Source organism: Halococcus sp. PRR34 (genome assembly GCF_028617175.1).
GTDB lineage: Archaea > Halobacteriota > Halobacteria > Halobacteriales > Halococcaceae > Halococcus > Halococcus salifodinae.
Genome location: NZ_JAQJDA010000011.1, coordinates 79,361 through 96,654 on the forward strand (window position 1 = coordinate 79,361; position 17,294 = coordinate 96,654).

The window sequence follows — 17,294 nt, forward strand, 5'->3', positions numbered from 1 at the left end:
TAGTGAACCGCCACTTGAGTTTCACTACTACCCGTCCGACCAGCGTTCCAGAGAGTATTGAGGTCGGGACAACGGTCGCCGAGGCGGTAGGGCCGTCGGTTAGCCTGCGATCACCGCCACCCCTCGAACGGATCGTTGGTGTTCGAGACCGTCAGCACGATCGTCTAGCGTGGGTGCCGACGACGCACTGGCCTGCCCGCTCCCGTTCGCAGCGGTGATGGTCAGTGGGTGGGACGCGATCTCTTGGAGACTAGAGGCAACGTACGAGTAGTTGCCCGGTTCTTTGTCCGCCGAAATCTCGTAGGTGAACGACACGGTGGTGCTCTCGCCACCATCGAGCGTCACCTCCTGTGGCGCGGCCTGCGGCCGGAAGTTCGCCAGCATCTCCTGCGTGCCGAGCTCGCTGAGATCGTACTGACTGACTGCCGTTGCCTCACTGAGGAAGGGATAGATCGTCTGTGTCCCTTCTTCGTCACCAGTGTTGGTGATGGTGGCGGTCGCCGTGAACTCCTCGCCCTGGCCGACTTCCGAGGGACCGGTCAGGTTCGAGACCGCGAAGTACGCCGGCTCCGGATCGCCACCCTCGACCGAGATGTTTGCGAGCACGCTATCGTCGGCCGTCTCGATGCCGTGCTCGTAGGTGCCCTCCGTAGCTGGCACCGTCGGCGAGAACGCAACGGTCGTGCTCTCGCCTGGAGCCAGCGTCACGTTGCTCGTGTTCGCCGTCGACCCGTTGAACAGGTACTCGACGGTCTGCGTGCCGGTGGTATTGCCCGTGTTGGTGATCGTCGCATTCACGCCGATCTCCGCACCGGGTTCAGCCGTGGCGGGGGCGGAGAGGTCCGAGACCGAGTAGTTCGCCTCACCGGGAGTCTCGGATTCCTCAATCGTGATCGTCGTCGACGCCACCTCATCGGCGGAAGCCCCGTGACGGTACTCGCCCGGTTCGCGGCTTGCCGAGATGTCGTAGGTGAACGTCACGGTGGTGCTCTCACCGCCATCGAGCGTCACCCGTTCGGAGAGGTGAGAGCTGGCGGCGCGCATGTCCCCACCGAAGTCAGTGCCCGGCGGGAAGTAGAACACCGTCCGGGTGGTTTGCTCCGCCCCGGTGTTGGTGATCGTTGCGCTGACATTGATGGTCTCACCCTGTGCCGCGGTGTCGGGCGCGCTCAGGTCCGAGACCGCCAAGAACGACCCGACCGTGAAGTTCTGGGTGGCGGTGCCGTTCGCCGGCACTTCGACGAAGCTGATGTCGGTAGCGTTGTGGCCGTCGGCTTTCGCCCGCAGCGCGTACGTGCCGCGGTCGAGATCGCCGATCTCGTAGCGCCCGTTCTCGTCAGTGGTCACATTGAACGCCCCCTGATCGGCGTCGACCACGTGTGCACCCTCGATGGGCACGCCCGCGGCGTTCTCCACATAGCCCGTGATGGAGCCGTTACGCGGCGTGATCTCGAAGTTGACGCCCGTGACTTCCTCACCGGGTGCGACCGTGATGACCTCCTGCGGTCTGTAGTCGCCCGGCGTGTCGGCGACGTTCACGACGTAGCTGCCAGGCGGCACGTCAAGCGTGTACGTGCCGTTCGCGCCGGTCGCCGCCTCGTAGACGTTACCTTCGTTGTCCTCGGCAGTGACGGTGACGTTTGCGACCGACTCCCCGGTGTCGCTTGCGGTGACCGTACCACTAATCGACCCATCGATTGGATCGAGCGTGAAGTTCTGGGTGACCGTCCCGTTCGCCGGCACGTCGACTTCGGCAGTTTCGTTGGTGTAGCCGTCGTCCGATACCGAAACATTACGCGTTCCCGCAGGCACGTTCTCGATCCGGTAGGTACCGTCTGCACCTGTCACTGCGGTGTAGTTGCCGTCATCCACCGCCGCAGAGACGTTGACTGTCGCGCCTTCAATCGGGTTGCCGGTTGCGTTGTGGGTGACGGTGCCTTCGACGGCACCGCGGTCAACGTCGATCGTGACCGGTTCAGTGTCCACATCGTCCTCGGAAGTAACGGTATGGAGCCACTCTGCCGAGATGTCGAGTTGGTCGCCGATCGTGTAGGTAAACTCGACGCTCTCGCTCTCGCCGGGGTCGAGCGTAACGTTCGTGGACGTGTCGTCCTGTGAAGTCACTTCACCAACGCTAGTCCCGCTTGGACCGCTCACGTACGTGACCGTGTTTGCCAAGGTTTGGTTCGCCGCCTCGGTGAAGTCCGGATTTTGGACGAATAATTCTCGACCGAGCGATGACGCGAGCACCGTCGAGTTTGCGTCGTCAACGCCAATGGCCGAACCACCCTGGTCGGTGTTCTGGGCACCAACGGTGGCGATCACCTGCCCGCTGTAGCCGGTGAACCAACTACGATCGGCGTAGTTCGCGTTGTGAACCTCGATTGTCTCGCCAGGGTCAGCCACTCCCTCGAAGATCGGATGGCCTTGGGTAACGTTGTAGTAGACGGGCGTGCCGCCGTCGTCGCCATCGGCGGTGTTGGTTGGATCGCCGGTCGCAGTAGACAGCTCCGGGATAGCGTCGCTTCCCGATCCCCAGCCGTCAAGCCAGACGACGCCGGTCTGTTGACCGTTGGTCGCCTCGACGAACGCCTGCACGTCGAGCTGGGCCGGGTCGAGGTCCTGCATCACGAACGTATCGTACGCCCCGACCGCTTCCATCGCGTTCTGATCCTCGACGACCGTGATATTGTATCGATCAGGGAGTTCTTCTCGGAGTGTCGCAGCGACTTGATCGCCGTAGCCCTCATCGGAATCGACTATAGCCACAGCGGTCTCACCCCGCATCAGGTCGTATGTAACGGTCTGCTCGTCGGTCGCGTTGCCGGTGTTCTCGACAGTCGCGGAGACGTTGACCGTCTCGCCGACCGACGCCTCGTCGGGCGCGTCGGTGATCTCGACGTCGAAGAACCCTTCGAGCACCGTGATGTTCGCGGTTTGTGAGTCGTCCTCGGTGAACACGCCGTGGTCGTAGGTGCCCGCACTCACGCCGGCGGTCTCGATTTCCTCGAACGCGACGGTGGTGCTCTCACCGGCGGCGAGCGTGACGTTCGTCGTCCGCTCGACCGTGCCGCCGAAGCGGTACTCAACGGCCTTGGTGTCCTCTTGGTTGCCCGTGTTGGTGATCGTAGCGTTCACGTCGAACGCATCGCCCTGCTCGATCTCGCTCGGCGCACTCAGGTCCGAGACCTCGAAGTTCGACCCGCTGATCGTGATCTCGTCGCTCGCAGAGTCGTTCTCGCTGAACACTCCGATATGGTAGTCACCTGCGCCGATCTGATCCGCGTCGACTTCGAACGTAACCGTGGTCTCGTGCGGTCGATCGACCGGCTCGTCAACGCCTTCGGGTGCCATATCGACTGTCTGATTTGCGACCGGCGTGCCGTCGCCGAGCTCGCTCCCGTTCTCGGCAACGTGGAGCGAGATCTGCTGAATCGCCCCCTCGTCGCCGGGATTCTCAAGCTGGGCGGAGACGTTGATCGTCTCGCTGTCGTTAACGGTGGCGGGTGCGGTCAGGTTCGATACCTGAATCTCGCCCTCGTCGAGCGTCCCCTGGACTTTCCGCTGGAGCAGTCGGAGGTCTTCGGTGGTGACCTCACCATTACGATTCATGTCCGCGAGGTTCGCGTTGAAGGTCTCGGGTTCCTCACCGTAGAGGTACTGCTGAGTCAATCGAACGTCCTGTACGTTGACGTCGCCGCTCTCGTTGACATCGCCGAGTTCAAACTCGGGAGCGGTGGAGGCAACCTGCGTGGTTGCGTTGTAGGCGTCGACGATACCCGTGCCGTACCGGGTGTCGTTGCCACCCCGTGGATCACAGTTCGGGTTGCAGTTTGCGGGTTTGAACGCAGTGTCGTAGAGCGCGTTTTTGATCGCTCCGTTCGAGACATCTCCATCGGCAGCCGAGAGCATCAGCGCGACCGCGCCCGCAGTATGGGGGGCGGCCATCGACGTGCCGGATAACTCCGAGTACCCGCCGCCGGGAACCGAACTCTTCACGTCGACACCCGGCGCGGAAACGTCGGGCACGACGTACGAATCGGGCCAGTAGGCGGGTGCATCCGATCCCCAGTCGGCAGCGGTATCGATCACTTCGCCGCTGGAGAAGGGCGCGATACCGAGTCCCTCGTTCGACGCACCGATGGCGATCGCATCGTAGACATTGCCCGGCGAGCCGCTGGATCCCTCATAACTGTTACCAGCGGAGCCGACGAGAACCGCTCCGGCGGCCTCAATGTTCTGCGTGGGCTCGATCATCGCTGGGAAGTAGCCTGGCGCACCAAGGCTCATGCTAACGACATCAGCATCGTTGTTGGCGGCCCACTGCATCCCGGCGGCAACCTGCGTGAACGAGCCGCCGCCACCAGGAATGACCAGCCCATGCATCAGGCTGACCTTTGGTGCGACACCGATGTACTCGCCACTGGCATCGCCACCGGAAACGGTACCGCTGGTGTGGGTACCGTGTTCAGCGGAGTCGTGGGGGACTGAACCCGGGACGCGGTTGCCATCACCATCGAACTCGGCCCACCCGCCGGGGTAGGTCTCATTCGACTTGTTCTCAGTGTAGAGATTGATGTCGGGATGGCTGATGTCGACACCGGTATCGAGCACCGCGACCTTCACGCCCTGACCCATGGTATCGTACTCGTTCCAGACCTTCGTGGCGTTGATCTGGTCGAGACCGTACGTGGTGTTGTACCCGGTAGCGGTACTACTGGGTCCGGTGGCGTTGAGCGCACCGAGGTCACCATCACCTGCGTCCTCCTTCACTGGCTTCGGCAGGCTGAGTTCGAAGTTCGCGTGCAGGCGCTTGACGCCCTCTATTTGGGCGATTTGCTCTAAATTGACTTCATTCTTGTCGATCTGCAAAAGGACAGCGTTGGCGACCCAGAGCCGATTGCGGACCGTCACGCTGTCCGTCGCGTCGGCGAAGCGCATAACTGGACGCTGGGACCGCTGAGCTTGGGCTTGCAATGACTCGACTGTTGCCTGCCTGTCGGCTGACATCGGGACATCGGCCTGTCCAAGCCGAACGACGACCTCAACTGTTCCTTCGGCCTGCTTTAGCGCCGGATCGATCGTTGCGCCGGGTTGATCCGGGCTGGCGGACTGTTCGGCAGGCCCACCTATCGCGGACGCGGCGTCGCCTTGTTTGGCGTCGATTTGCTGCTGTGTGATACCGGTTTCCGTGTCAATACTGGCATGTCCCGTCTGCTGACCTACTCCCACTGCACCAACAAATGGCACTGTCATGGAAAGCGCGACGACACACGCTACAACAACCGTCAGAAACTGTGTAGCTCGTCCGTTTGTCATGGATGCTTGGATGATTTCTCACACTCGCCCATTAGTACATCTTTGCCGTACGATATTTGTGCGAGTGATAGACACGAGCATAATTACCAAACTATTAAATCTTGGTGAACAGAGAAGAGTTCTAAATCAGAAGTGTGTGTCTGAATGAATGGTTTTGGTCATTTGCAGACAATAACACACATCCAGACTCGTGCATAGATGGCAAAGTGATATTGAATGGAAGTGTGCAACAGTTATTCCGTTATAACCACACTAATATCATACGTACTACCTTTGGAGATATTCACTTCGTGTGTAATCTGGGAAATGCCAGATGTTCGGTCGGTCATCGGTCGTCAACCTCCGCACATCGACGTTCTCTAACTCACTCTCACTGAACGTGCCGAACTCCCAGCGGCCGGCCGTCTAGGAGAGCCGTTAGCTAATTCGCACCCATAGCAGTCACCATGTAGACTGCCGCTACCAGACCAAACCTGTGCGGCTGCTACATGGGTCACTCTGGCGAGACGCCCGGCTCAAGCCACTTCTCGTCGCCACATCGAGTACAAACCCAGACCATTCGAGGCGGTTGTTCTCGGGGTGTGATTCCGAATCGGTCCTCAGTCGTGATCCCATCCGGCTCGTAGTCGTGCCACCCGAATCGGCACCCCCACTCCAGCATCTCGGTCACACTCATTGATCTTATCTCATAACCGTGGTCATCGAATTAGTTTCCTTCCGCTCGGTCTCCGAACGAGCTCCCTGGCGAGAACTCCGTCAACTCCTCGATCTCCTGTTCTAGCCGGGCGATCTCTTGACGAAGCACATCGGCCTCCGGATCGTCGCTCACCGCCAGCCGGTCTTTGAGTCCCTGCAATCGCGTCTCCTTCCGCTCTTCGTCGACATCGGCCTTCCGCACGTACTCGCTCTCCGAAACATCGTAGACGGCCGACTCCGGCACGGAGACCACATCCAGTGCTTCGTCGACCTTCCCGCGGTCGACGCCCATCACTTGCTCGCGATCGATTCCCGTGCCCTCGAACGCCTCCAGTACTGTCTTGTCGTCTTTCAACGAGCGATTCTGGCGGGTGGTCCGCTGGACCGATCCATACTGGCCGTGGGCTGGTCGGTCGTGTTGGACACGATCGAGCAGTACGTTGGTCACGTCCTGCCGGAGGTCGTTCGCGCTGCGCTGGACATCCGACAACAGCGTGTAGAGGTTGACCAACGCCGGAGTCTCTACTTCGCCGAGAGCGCCTATCTCCTCGCGTTCGAGCGCGTCGATCAACAGAAGCATATCCGCATAGACGTCGATGTCCGGCTCCTCGCGCTCGCTATCCTGTTCGTCGTCCGCACCCGCGCTCATCGAGAGGTGGGGCGCGTCGTCCAGTACCGCACCCTCGTCGACATCATCGAGTTCGGTCAGCGTCCCCTCGCGCTCGTCGAGGACGTAGCGTGGGTGGAGTGCAAGCACCGCCGCGTAGGGCTCGGCCTTCAGTGGCAGCCGATCGAGTTCGTAGCCGTCGGATGCCTCGTGAGTGTGCTCAGCGAGCGCTTCGAACTGCTCGCGTTGGAGTGGTTGGGAATCGGTTGAATCGACGTCTTCGATGATGATCCGTGGTTCCTGGACGTCGGTGATGCTGAATCGTCTCGACGCCAGCGGCGTGATCAACGTCGCGTCCTCGGGGAGTTCCTCGCAGCGCTCGCAGAGGGTCCCCCATGTCGCATCGAACGGGAGGGGCATATCGCCCTCCTTGCACACCCGGCATGAAAGTAGTCGCGGGCTACACACCGGATTGCGAGTGAATCTGTTGTCAGTCAGAAAACGACCGCTCCTGTCGACAGGGGTATCCTGCATTAAATGACGTGGGGGTGCTGACAGACTGTCAGTAATCATGTGACTACTGACAGGGGAATAGTCCTCGTGGATCACGCCGAGTCGGTCCCAACAGATTGAGGCCCTTCCGATCAAATACTCCTGGAAGCCGCTGGCGATGCTGATAGGCAATGCCTCTCGGTGGCACCGGGAAGACAGCGTATCGCACAACCTATCACCGAAATTTGAAGTTCCACCGGTCCCCCATCTTCCAACCTCAGTACCTCGCAAAGCGCAATCCCTCTGCCCAAACTGAATCCAACGTTGTCTTGATTAGCGGCAGGGAGGCCGTCCTTAGCAAAACGAACACCCGGAACGTTTGCTTAGCGTGGTGGGAGGTTCGGCATTTCGTCGCAGTCGGCGGCGGAACGCCGCCGACGCGACGGTGTCGCCACTCACCCAGCGGACGATCCCGGTCGGTGGATTACCGTTCGAAGCGGTCGTCCGGTGGTCTGTTCGCGGGGACGGCCCGACGTACCGCGAGGGCCGTCCACGCTGCCCGCGTCACCATGTCGATGAACTCCTCGAACGACCACTTCCAAAGGCGACGCCCGCCACGGCGGGGCGTCGCCACGTACTCCCAGTGCAGATATCGCCAGACGTTCTGGAATAGGAGGCTCAGCACAACGAATAGCATCCGCCGCGTCGCATCTCGCGTTGTGGTCGAGATCATCGTTTTCTCCCCGAGGCGGTAGGACGATTCGATGCCGAAGCGTTTGCTGTAGTTCTCGCGAGCTTGGCGTGGGGTGTCGATGAACGGCGCGTCGACGGCGTAGCCGTGACGCGCCACGCCGTGTTCATCGTAGCGGCCGTTCTGGTAGGTACAGTCGATATAGACCGGGAATTCGACGGTCCATTCGTGACCGTCGAATTCCGTGGTGAGATCGTGCTCGATAGTTCGACTCCAGCCCTGGTCGAGTTCGTCCTGAATCGCGTCTCCCCACCGGACGATCGGTGTGACGTAGGCGTAGTTGTGCGCTTGGAGCAACGTGAGACACTTGCCGTCGTAGAATCCGCGGTCGAGGTAGACAGCCTTGATGTCGACGTCGAACTGTTCGAGGAGACCGAGCAACTCCGCGAGGACGCTGCTTGCGGTGTCGCCGTCGGTAAGACGGCGCACCGCAAGCGTGTAGCGTTTGCTGCGTACGCGAGCGTAGAGAGTGGCGTAGGCGTGGAACGCGGTGGTTCCGTCCTTCGCTTCGGAGTAATAGAGGCCGTCTGTCTCGTCTTCATCGCCGTAGTAGGGTCGCAGATGGAGGTCGATCACGACCTCCACCTGCTCGGGGAGGAGTTCCAGAACGTCCCGCTGAAGCAGCGAATTACCGATCAACTCGACGGTATCGAAGTCGAACTTCGTACGGAGATGGTAGAGAACATCCGTAGCAGGAGGCGCATCCTCGCTGACGTCACAGAGTTCGGAGATAGAGGTCCCGTCGGCGCACGCGCCGACGAGGACCTCGAAGATGTCCTCGGCATCGATATCGGCGTTCTCACCGAAATTCAGACTGAACGCGCCGGTGAGTGTGTTGACGAGGAAATTGAGGAGTTGGTCTTCGTGGATTTCATCGTCTGCTTGCTGAGTGTTAGGCACATTTTCAGCAAGCAGACGTTTCCACTAACCGGCTTTGTGAGGTACTGAACCTCCTGAGCCGCTGCTGGCAAGAGGAGCGACCGGGAGAACTCTCCCTTGTTCTCGGTCCATGTGTTTTTGTCGCTCGCTTTCGGAGTTCTAGCATGACCGTCTACGAGGATGATCTCCCTGGGGTCGGTAAGAAGTTCGAGATCGAACTTGAGGGTGAGAGACGGCTCCTCATTATCATCCATAACACTGGTCGACGTGAACTGTACGTTCGGGATGACCCTGACGCCGATGCAGAGAAACTATTCGAACTTTCTGATCGGCTGGCTCGACAGATCGGGACAATCCTAGAAGGAGCGTACTTCCAGCCTATCCGCACTGAAACCATCGAAACGGTGCTCTCAGACGATACGCTTATTGAATGGGAAAATATCCCAACCGATTCGCCGCTCGCGGGCCGCACCCTCGGTGAAACCGGCCTTCGTCAGAAAATCGGTGTGTCAGTTATCGCCATCCAGCGCGGCGAGGAGACCTTGACCAATCCCGGTCCAAAGACCCGCATCGAGCCAGATGATACACTCGTTGTGCTCGGTTCGCAGGAAGAGTGCAGAAAACTCGATGACTTTGTCACCGGCGAGGCTGACATAGATGGCGGGACCGGAACGGGTTCGGAGACGAAGCACCCATCTGAGGAGTAGATGGCGGAAACGCTGCTCCTCGAATTGGGCGCGATGTTTGCGGCTATCGCGCTGGCTGGAGCGCTTGCGCAGGCGCTCGGCCAGTCGGTGATTCCGTTTTACATCGTCGCCGGTCTTGTGGTCAACCCATTCGTGCTCGGTGCTCTTGGCCTACCTGCCCTCTCTGATAATGAAGTCATCACCGTGGTTGGCGAGTTGGGAATCGTCTTCCTGCTCTTTTTCCTCGGACTGGAGTTTTCCATCGGCCAATTGCTATCGAGCGGGCAGCAGATGACGAGGGCGGGTCTGCTCGATATCGGCATCAACCTTCCCGTCGGAATCGCCATCGGACTGGCGCTCGGTTGGACAGGGTTAGAAGCACTCGTTCTTGGCGGAATAGTCTATATTTCTTCAAGTGCTGTTATCACGAAATCCCTCATCGATTTAGGGTGGATTGCGAACGCCGAAAGCGGACCAATTCTCGGCACGCTAGTCTTTGAGGACCTCGCTATCGCGGTCTATCTCGCAACGCTTGCGGCGCTTCTCAGCGGAAGCGGTGACTTCGGGACGCTACTTTCGAACATCAGTATCGTCGGCGGATTTTTCCTCGTCCTCGTTCTCACGGTGTATTTCGGCGATGCGCTGTTTGAGCGATTTCTCGCCACTAGATCGAACGAATTGTTCGTCCTCAGAACTGTGGCGGCTGCCGTTCTCGTGGCTGGCGCGGCACTCGCACTCGGGGCCAGTGAGGCGGTCGCGGCATTTTTCGTCGGGATGGGGTTCAGTTCGACCGGACATACCGAACGCATCGAGGAGTTACTGGTGCCCCTTCGGGACGTGTTCGCTGCGGTCTTTTTCTTCTGGATCGGCTTGACGACCGACCCGCGACTGGTGGTTGCGGTCGCTGGCCCGCTCGCGCTCCTAGTCGTATGCACGACACCAACAAAACTCGTTTCGGGCTATTTCGGCGGACGGCTGTACGACCTCGATTCGCGTCGGTCAGTGCGAGTTGCCTGTGGGATGGTCACTCGTGGGGAGTTTTCACTCATTATTGCCACCCTCGCCGCTTCGCAGGGATCGGGGCCGGTACTGACCGAAACTCTGCCCGCCCTCGCTGTTGGCTACGTGCTTGTTATGAGCGTACTCGGCACCACACTAATGGGGTCTGCGGACACTGCTGGGAGGCTCCTCAATAGGATGGCTCCCGAGTGATCCGATTTGTCCCGGCGATAAAAGTATAGGGTGGAGATAACGAACCTTTCAGGTGTTGCTGATAGGGGTGCAGCAGTCCAAACTAGGCCGAACATCAATTACCCGTCACATCGCCACCTACTGCGAGGAGAACTTGACGAGTCAGCGTCAGCGATAGTGCGTGCCTTCTGGGCTGATTTGTAACTAATTCGATATTGACGAATGCGACAAGTGGCTACACTCTGGGATAACGGCTATCCCTGAAAGTTCTATGGCGTGAGCGATGCGGGCCGAGATTTCCTCGATGAACACAACCTACTGGAGGCCGAGGAGACGCTCCAACGCATCTACAAGACTATCTCCGACAAGCCCGAGAAGATGATCAAGTACGAGAACGCGCCGCGCCCCCACTGAGGGTAGCTGCCAGAGATCGACTCGGGACACCGTTTGCAGTCGATGTTCGTCTCTTCAGTCACGCGGATACATCGGTATCTGAGGCCATCACGAGAGATGCTGCCAGATCTCGGTTGGATCGGCATCGTTCAGTTCGGCGTTCGTCTGCATCTTCCGGAGTTCGGTGATACAGCGCTTGGCGACCAGCGGATAGACATCAGCGGGTGTGAACGAGACGTCGAGTTCCATGAGTTCCGGCCAGTCTTCGGCCCAGATATCCTCGACCACGCGGGGGTAGAGGTCGTCGTTCAGATGCAGGCCAAACTCACGGCCCTCCTCGACGACCATCGTCCGAACCTGTTTCCGGATCCGCGCCGGCGTGCAGTACGTCGCAACCACGTATTCGGCCCCCGATTCCGCATCTTCGGGCTGCTGACCGAACTGCTCGCGGTTCAACTCCTGAAACTCCTCGCGGACCAGCTTCGCGCGACGCGCCGAGGCGTCGCTTCGCACCACCACACCTTCCACCTGCATCTCCTCAGCCAGCGACGACGCCGGAAACGTGTACGTCTCCGGGTCGAATCCGTCGTCGAGACGATCGAGAATCGTTGCCGGAACGAACGACGAAGCGGTCGGCGCAGTATCGACACGGATCCGCTCGAACGCCTCCCACGCAGTATCAGTGTCGAGAAAGCCCTCGAAGGTCTCCTCGTAGGGATTTCTCGGCGGCGTCATTGTCTCGATTGCCGCATACGGGAGGACATCGAAGCCAACGAGTGCAGGCAGGTCGCGGTCGGTGTATCCGTAGTCGAGCGTCGAGTAGACAAGATTCTCGGCGTACACGATCAGCGGCCCCTCGTACTCGTCGTGGAGCGTGCGGAGAGCAGCGATATCGACGCCCTCGCGGAGACAGCGAACGGCACGATGCAACGCACCGTCGATCTCGTCCAGCGAGTCGCGGTGACTGCCCCGGACAGTTTTGCGAGTCCCGAAGATGAGACTCTCGACCCCATCGGCGGCACTGGCGACCTGGTCCGGATACTGCTCCGCGTATCGCTGATCGTACAGTGTGAATCGAAACGCGCTTCCATCGAACTTCTCGATGAGGGTCAGATCGTCAGCGGTAAACAACTCTGCCGGGACGACCGGATGGTCGTAGCGCGGAATCTTCGGATACACCTTCATGATTAGATTATATCACCGACATCCTCGTCAGGTGTGACAGATTATCGGTCCTCACGCTCGATCGAAAGCGTGACCCTATCACGAACTGTCACGATCAAGCATAGATCATTTTGACATCTGCTATTATGCGACATTATCACGATCTTCGAGGAACTTCCTCAAACAGTTGATGCTGGCTCTGGACCTACAGCCACTCCGCAGACCAAGCTTCGATTTCTTCGAAGACGGGGCGGAGCGACTGTCCTTTCTCCGTGAGCGAGTAGTACGTGGCGACGGGTGCGTCTTCTTCGAGCCGACGTGTGACAAAGTCGGTTTCTTGTAAATCATCAAGAACACGGGAGAGCGTTCGTGAACTTGCCCCGGTCGAGCGTTTGAGTTCGTTGAAACGTTTCTCATTGTCTTGGAGGTCGTGGAGGACGATGAGTCGCCACTGTGAGCCGATCTGATTCAACGAATCGATAACCGAACACGCCTCCTCGTCGTACCGTTCGTCAGTTTCGGACAGGCTGTTTGCTTGGGCCACTGGTTTGCTCCTTGAATGCTCGTAGGTGCTGCACCCCGAAATAGGTTCGCTTCCAAACCTGGTAGCATTATGAAACCTGAAGTAACACCGGCGTCACCGGCTAACATCGTCGCTTCCTGATAACACTGGTGTCAGATTAGATATAAGTAGGTTCCAGAACGAACTAGATATCGTTGTGATGGCAGCTACGATCGCACCACTGATCGCACCGCACACTAACCAGTCGCAGACGCAGGAGGGGAGCCAATAATGGCGATCGATGCAGGACTCGGCGCAATCGGATTCCTCGTCGCACGGGTACTCTTCGGCGGCCTCCTCGCGTTTCAGGGCCTCAACCACTTCCAGAACGCCAGCGCGATGAGCGGATACGCCCAATCGAAGGGTGTCCCTGCAGCCCGGGCGAGCGTCCTGTTTTCCGGCGGAATGCTCATCTTCGGGGGGCTCGGCATCGTACTCGGAGTGTTTCCATCGATTGCCGCGGGGGCAATCGCGGTCTTCCTCCTCGTTACGACGCCGATGATGCACGACTTCTGGGCAGTGCCCGAAGACCAGCAGCAGGATGAGATGACGAGCTTCATCAAGAACGTCGAGCTCCTCGGCGCGTCGGTGGTCTTCCTCGCCCTCAGCAGTGAGGCATGGGCGTACGCGCTGGGCATTGGTCTCGGGCTCTAATCGCCCACGAAACGCTTGATCGCCGAGATAGCCTTTCGAACAATACACTCAAACAACACATGACTACCGAAACACCCGGACTCCACCACGTAACATCGATCGCGAGTAATCCCCAGCGGAACGTGGATTTCTACACGGAAGTCCTCGGGTTGCGCCTCGTCAAACGGACCGTTAACTTCGACGACAAATACACGTACCACCTCTACTACGATGACGAGGTTGGCAACCCAGGTACTGTGTTGACATTCTTCCCGTTCGAGGGCGGTCGACAGGGCCGCGTCGGCCGTGGTCAGACGAGCGCCACCGCGTTCGTCATTCCCGATGGATCGGTCGACTACTGGGTCGACCGGCTCGAATCGAGAGATGTCGATGTCGACACACCGCATACCCGGCTCGGCGAGACGGTCGTCCCGTTCCGCGATCACGACGGCCAGCCGTTGGAACTCGTGACCGGCACGAGTGACATCGAACCGTGGGCCGACGGGCCGGTACCCGCAGACAAGGCTATCCGCGGATTCCACAGTGTGACGCTGGATTCGCTCAACCCCGAGCAGACGAGAGCGGTGCTTGAGACGTTGGGATACGAGTCAACTGCACAGGATGGAAACCGAACGCGATATCGGGCATCCGGCAACGGCACTCGCGCCTCGTTCATCGACGTTCTCGCTCGGCCGGATGCTCCGCGAGGCCAGCAGGGTGGTGGCACCGTTCACCATGTCGCGTTCCGAACGCCCGATACGCAGACCCAAGAGGAGTGGCGCGAGCTGCTTTCGAAAATCGGACTTCAGGTGACGCCTCAGAAGGACCGGCAGTACTTCACGTCGATGTACTTCCGAGAGCCCGGCGGCATCCTGGTCGAGATCGCGACCGATGGACCGGGCTTCACCCGTGATGAGTCCGTCTCGGAGCTAGGAACGGAACTGAAGTTGCCGCCATGGTTGGAGAACGATAGAGCGATGCTCGAAGAACGTCTTCCGGAGATCGAACCCGCCAGCGTACCGGAGGCGAACTGACGTGACTGGACCGCACCAAGACCACCCTCTCGTGACGGCCGGCGCACCCTTCGATGTCGCCGAGGCCGCACTCGTCCTCGTTCACGGACGGGGAGCGACCGCGCAGAGCATCGTCCAGATGGCCGACGAGTTCCACCAGGACGGAGTCGCGTACCTTGCGCCACAGGCTGCCCGGAACACGTGGTATCCGAACGCGTTCACCGCCCCCGTCGAGTCGAACGAACCCGGACGGATGTCTGGCTTACAGGCCATCGACGATGCCGTGAGTACAGCCAACGAGGCGGGAATCCCGACGGACCGCGTCATGGTGCTCGGGTTCTCCCAGGGTGCGTGTCTCGCCAGCGAGTTCGTCGCGCGCAATCCCATGCGCTACGGTGGGCTTGCGGTATTGAGCGGCGCGCTCATTGGTGACATCGTCGATCAGGACGACTACGACGGTGACCTCGAAGGGATGTCGGTATTCCTCGGCTGCAGCGATGTCGACCCGCATATCCCCGAAAACCGGGTTCACGAGTCGGCAGCCATCTTCGAGCAGCTCAACGGCGACGTGACCAAGCGCCTCTACGAGGGGATGGGTCACGGCATCAACCAAGACGAGATCGACCAGGTTTCCACGATGGTTGCGGGGCTCGTCGAATAGGAAGATCGCCGATCCGATAACGGCGAACGAGGCACAGACACGTCTCGCTGCGACGCTATGATCATACTCCCGTACCGGATTTTCAATAGAGCAGGAGTATGGCTGGTAGTAGCTGATATTCTGCGGTCACACCTGGATAACCTGGTTGTTCTAGTGTTAGCGAGTAGTTATGTATGTGCTCCACGTATCTCAATATGCAGTGCCAGGACCACTACTAGACAGTCGAACAGCAGTCATCACCGGTGGCGCAAGCGGGAATGGACGCTCTATCGCGAGGGCGTTTGCCGAGGAAGGCGCGAACATCGTCGTCGCCGACATTCAGTCGGACCCTCGCGAGGGCGGAACGCCAACCCACGAACTCGTTCAGGAAGAGTACGGGGTCGATGCGGTGTACGTCGAGACTGACGTGACGAGCCTCGAGGACCTCGAAACAGCCGTCGACGCGGCGGACGACCTCGGCGGTATCGACGTGATGGTGAACAACGCGGGCATCTTCCGCGAAGAGACGTTCACCGAAGTCGAAGAAGACGCCTTCGACCAGATGATGGACATCAACGTCAAGGGCGTCTACTTCGGCGCGCAGTACGCCGCTCGGAAAATGACTGAGAACGGCGGTGGAAGCATCATCAACATGTCGAGCAACGCTGGCTTGGAAGGCAGTGCCGGCTTCGTCACGTATTCCACGACGAAAGGTGCGGTCCGGCTGATGACGTACGCACTTGCCGACGAGCTCGGACCGGAGAACATCCGAGTGAACGCGATCCACCCCGGAGCTATCGAGACGGCGATGCTCAAAGACGACGTTCAGATCGTCGGGACAGAGGCCGAAGAAGGATACCGCCAGACGATCCCGCTGCGCCGGCTCGGCAGGCCCGAGGACGTCGCCGACGCCGCACTCTATCTCGCCAGCGACCTCGCGTCCTACGTCAGCGGGGAATCTCTGTACGTTGACGGTGGGATGACGAACTCCGGCTAATCAGCTGGCTCACGAAGTAGCCGCCGATCTCGTCGATCCGAACGAAGCGGTAGAACTTGAAGTACGCCAAATCGAGGATCAGTAACCGTACTTTCAGCCACGATCCAGTCTTGTCATGCGGTTTGTGCCTTAGTTGAACACAGATGAGCGTTTTTTGGAACGATTCTCACCCTAGCAACGTCGCTTCGGAACGATATCAGACGATTTTCCGTGAAAGCGTCGAGAACCTTCTTCCCTGAGCACTCAACCACCCGAACCGAGACACCGACGAACTCATACAAGAGATCGAGGGGGTCTTCGTCTAACGTGCGAAGTGAAGTAGATACTCACTGTTCAACCGATCGCTCACTGCTGTCATGTGATTCGTCGGTTAGCTAAAGACCGATGGAGAGCAGACAGAGCCGGGCGACGAGTTACGTCTCGACTCGGAACCGAACCTCGATCTCATCCGGACCGATGGCCGAGATTCCGTCGTCCGTCTCAGTCACGGTGAACTGACTGCCCGCTACTCGGTCTCGAATCGCCGCAAGCGCCTGGGGCTCTGGAAGGACCACTTCGAACCAGGACAGCCCTCTGCCCCTGACTGGGGCCGTACGATGGTGCCACGTGTTTGCACCGAGATGGTGGTGGTACCCTCCAGCAGACACGAACGACGCGTTCGGCACGGCCGTTTGGACGTCAAATCCGAGAGTATCGACGTAGAAGTCGCTGAACGTCTCAAGCGAGGTGACTTCCAGATGCACGTGCCCGACATCTGTTCCGACTGGGACTCCTGGCTTGCCTGTGGCAGCCGCTTCCACTGGGTCGAGGTCGATGGAGTAGGTCCCGATTTGGACCCTTCCGTCGTCGGCGATGGGCCACTCCTCACGGGGAAAGTCACGGTAGATTTCGACGCCATTTTCCTCCGGATCAGTGAGGTATAACGCCTCACTGACGTCGTGGTCGGCCGCACCACTAAGCTGCCAGCGGTTCCGTATGCGCGTCAACGCGTCACCTAACGCGCCACGCGAGGGAACTCTGAATGCGGTGTGAAAGAGTCCCGCTCCCGACCGGTCTCGTGCGAGTGCGTCCTCATCTCGCTCCAGAACGAGGAGCGGCGTCTTCTCGATGCCAAGGATTGCTGTCGTCTCGGAGTGACCGAGGACACTCAGACCAACGACCTCCCGGTAAAATGCGACCATTTCACCGAGGTCCGACACCCGGAGTGCGGTTCGGCCTATTCGAGTTTCGGACGGGAGCACGTGCGAATCTGAGTCTGATTGCATTCTCGT

Annotated in this window: 12 protein-coding genes and 1 pseudogene; 7 read left to right on the top strand and 6 right to left on the bottom strand. The window is 59.5% G+C overall.

From position 1 onward, the window contains the following. Window positions 1–99: 99 nt before the first annotated feature. From PHA81_RS13590 to PHA81_RS13600, 3 genes are all read right to left on the bottom strand, one after another. Window positions 100–4,941: a S8 family serine peptidase gene (locus PHA81_RS13590; protein ID WP_273837174.1), complete on the bottom strand. Its 4,842-nt coding sequence runs from the start codon at window positions 4,939–4,941 to the stop codon at window positions 100–102. Window positions 4,942–6,025: 1,084 nt separating this feature from the next. Beyond that, on the bottom strand, window positions 6,026–7,042 hold the full coding sequence (locus PHA81_RS13595; RefSeq protein ID WP_273837175.1) for a hypothetical protein: 1,017 nt from the start codon (window positions 7,040–7,042) through the stop codon (window positions 6,026–6,028). Between the two features lie 556 nt (window positions 7,043–7,598). Next, the gene (locus PHA81_RS13600) at window positions 7,599–8,765 is read right to left on the bottom strand and encodes an ISH3 family transposase (RefSeq protein WP_273837177.1); all 1,167 of its coding nucleotides are present in this window, start codon (window positions 8,763–8,765) and stop codon (window positions 7,599–7,601) included. Window positions 8,766–8,908: 143 nt separating this feature from the next. Between PHA81_RS13600 and PHA81_RS13605 the strand changes: the two genes are divergently transcribed. The 3 genes and pseudogenes from PHA81_RS13605 to PHA81_RS13615 all read left to right on the top strand — a co-directional run. Beyond that, complete coding sequence (locus PHA81_RS13605) at window positions 8,909–9,451, top strand: TrkA C-terminal domain-containing protein (protein ID WP_273837180.1); 543 nt, start codon at window positions 8,909–8,911, stop codon at window positions 9,449–9,451. Next, complete coding sequence (locus tag PHA81_RS13610; protein ID WP_273837183.1) at window positions 9,452–10,642, top strand: cation:proton antiporter; 1,191 nt, start codon at window positions 9,452–9,454, stop codon at window positions 10,640–10,642. A 231-nt stretch (window positions 10,643–10,873) separates the two neighbouring features. After that, window positions 10,874–11,035 (top strand): annotated as a pseudogene (locus PHA81_RS13615) (PadR family transcriptional regulator); the annotation flags it as partial. 87 nt (window positions 11,036–11,122) lie between these two features. Here the strand turns inward: PHA81_RS13615 and PHA81_RS13620 are convergent. Both PHA81_RS13620 and PHA81_RS13625 read right to left on the bottom strand, forming a co-directional pair. After that, window positions 11,123–12,199 carry an RNA ligase family protein gene (locus tag PHA81_RS13620; RefSeq protein WP_273837184.1) on the bottom strand — a complete coding sequence of 359 codons (1,077 nt, stop codon included), beginning with the start codon at window positions 12,197–12,199 and terminating at the stop codon, window positions 11,123–11,125. A 184-nt stretch (window positions 12,200–12,383) separates the two neighbouring features. After that, window positions 12,384–12,722, bottom strand: a complete 339-nt coding sequence (locus PHA81_RS13625; RefSeq protein WP_273837187.1) for a helix-turn-helix domain-containing protein — start codon at window positions 12,720–12,722, stop codon at window positions 12,384–12,386. 249 nt (window positions 12,723–12,971) lie between these two features. Here PHA81_RS13625 and PHA81_RS13630 point away from each other — a divergent pair, with 249 nt between their 5' ends. The 4 genes from PHA81_RS13630 (at window position 12,972) to PHA81_RS13645 (ending at window position 16,023) form a co-directional block, all read left to right on the top strand. After that, the gene (locus PHA81_RS13630) at window positions 12,972–13,394 is read left to right on the top strand and encodes a DoxX family protein (protein ID WP_273837189.1); all 423 of its coding nucleotides are present in this window, start codon (window positions 12,972–12,974) and stop codon (window positions 13,392–13,394) included. A 59-nt stretch (window positions 13,395–13,453) separates the two neighbouring features. Then, entirely contained in the window at window positions 13,454–14,407 is a 954-nt protein-coding gene (locus PHA81_RS13635) for a ring-cleaving dioxygenase (RefSeq protein WP_273837190.1), read from the top strand. Between the two features lies 1 nt (window position 14,408). Further along, window positions 14,409–15,047: a dienelactone hydrolase family protein gene (locus tag PHA81_RS13640; protein ID WP_273837192.1), complete on the top strand. Its 639-nt coding sequence runs from the start codon at window positions 14,409–14,411 to the stop codon at window positions 15,045–15,047. A 199-nt stretch (window positions 15,048–15,246) separates the two neighbouring features. Continuing rightward, window positions 15,247–16,023: an SDR family oxidoreductase gene (locus tag PHA81_RS13645; RefSeq protein ID WP_273837193.1), complete on the top strand. Its 777-nt coding sequence runs from the start codon at window positions 15,247–15,249 to the stop codon at window positions 16,021–16,023. 413 nt (window positions 16,024–16,436) lie between these two features. Here the strand turns inward: PHA81_RS13645 and PHA81_RS13650 are convergent, their stop codons facing one another. Further along, entirely contained in the window at window positions 16,437–17,288 is an 852-nt protein-coding gene (locus tag PHA81_RS13650; RefSeq protein WP_273837266.1) for a VOC family protein, read from the bottom strand. Window positions 17,289–17,294 lie beyond the last annotated feature (6 nt).

Excerpts from the sequence above, each read along its gene's own strand:
- PHA81_RS13590 (WP_273837174.1), bottom strand. The coding sequence starts at position 4,941 with ATGCGCTTCGCCGACGCGACGGACAGCGTGACGGTCCGCAATCGGCTC.
- PHA81_RS13595 (WP_273837175.1), bottom strand. The coding sequence starts at position 7,042 with ATGCCCCTCCCGTTCGATGCGACATGGGGGACCCTCTGCGAGCGCTGC.
- PHA81_RS13605 (WP_273837180.1), top strand. The coding sequence starts at position 8,909 with ATGACCGTCTACGAGGATGATCTCCCTGGGGTCGGTAAGAAGTTCGAG.
- PHA81_RS13610 (WP_273837183.1), top strand. The coding sequence starts at position 9,452 with ATGGCGGAAACGCTGCTCCTCGAATTGGGCGCGATGTTTGCGGCTATC.
- PHA81_RS13620 (WP_273837184.1), bottom strand. The coding sequence starts at position 12,199 with ATGAAGGTGTATCCGAAGATTCCGCGCTACGACCATCCGGTCGTCCCG.
- PHA81_RS13630 (WP_273837189.1), top strand. The coding sequence starts at position 12,972 with ATGGCGATCGATGCAGGACTCGGCGCAATCGGATTCCTCGTCGCACGG.
- PHA81_RS13635 (WP_273837190.1), top strand. The coding sequence starts at position 13,454 with ATGACTACCGAAACACCCGGACTCCACCACGTAACATCGATCGCGAGT.
- PHA81_RS13650 (WP_273837266.1), bottom strand. The coding sequence starts at position 17,288 with ATGCAATCAGACTCAGATTCGCACGTGCTCCCGTCCGAAACTCGAATA.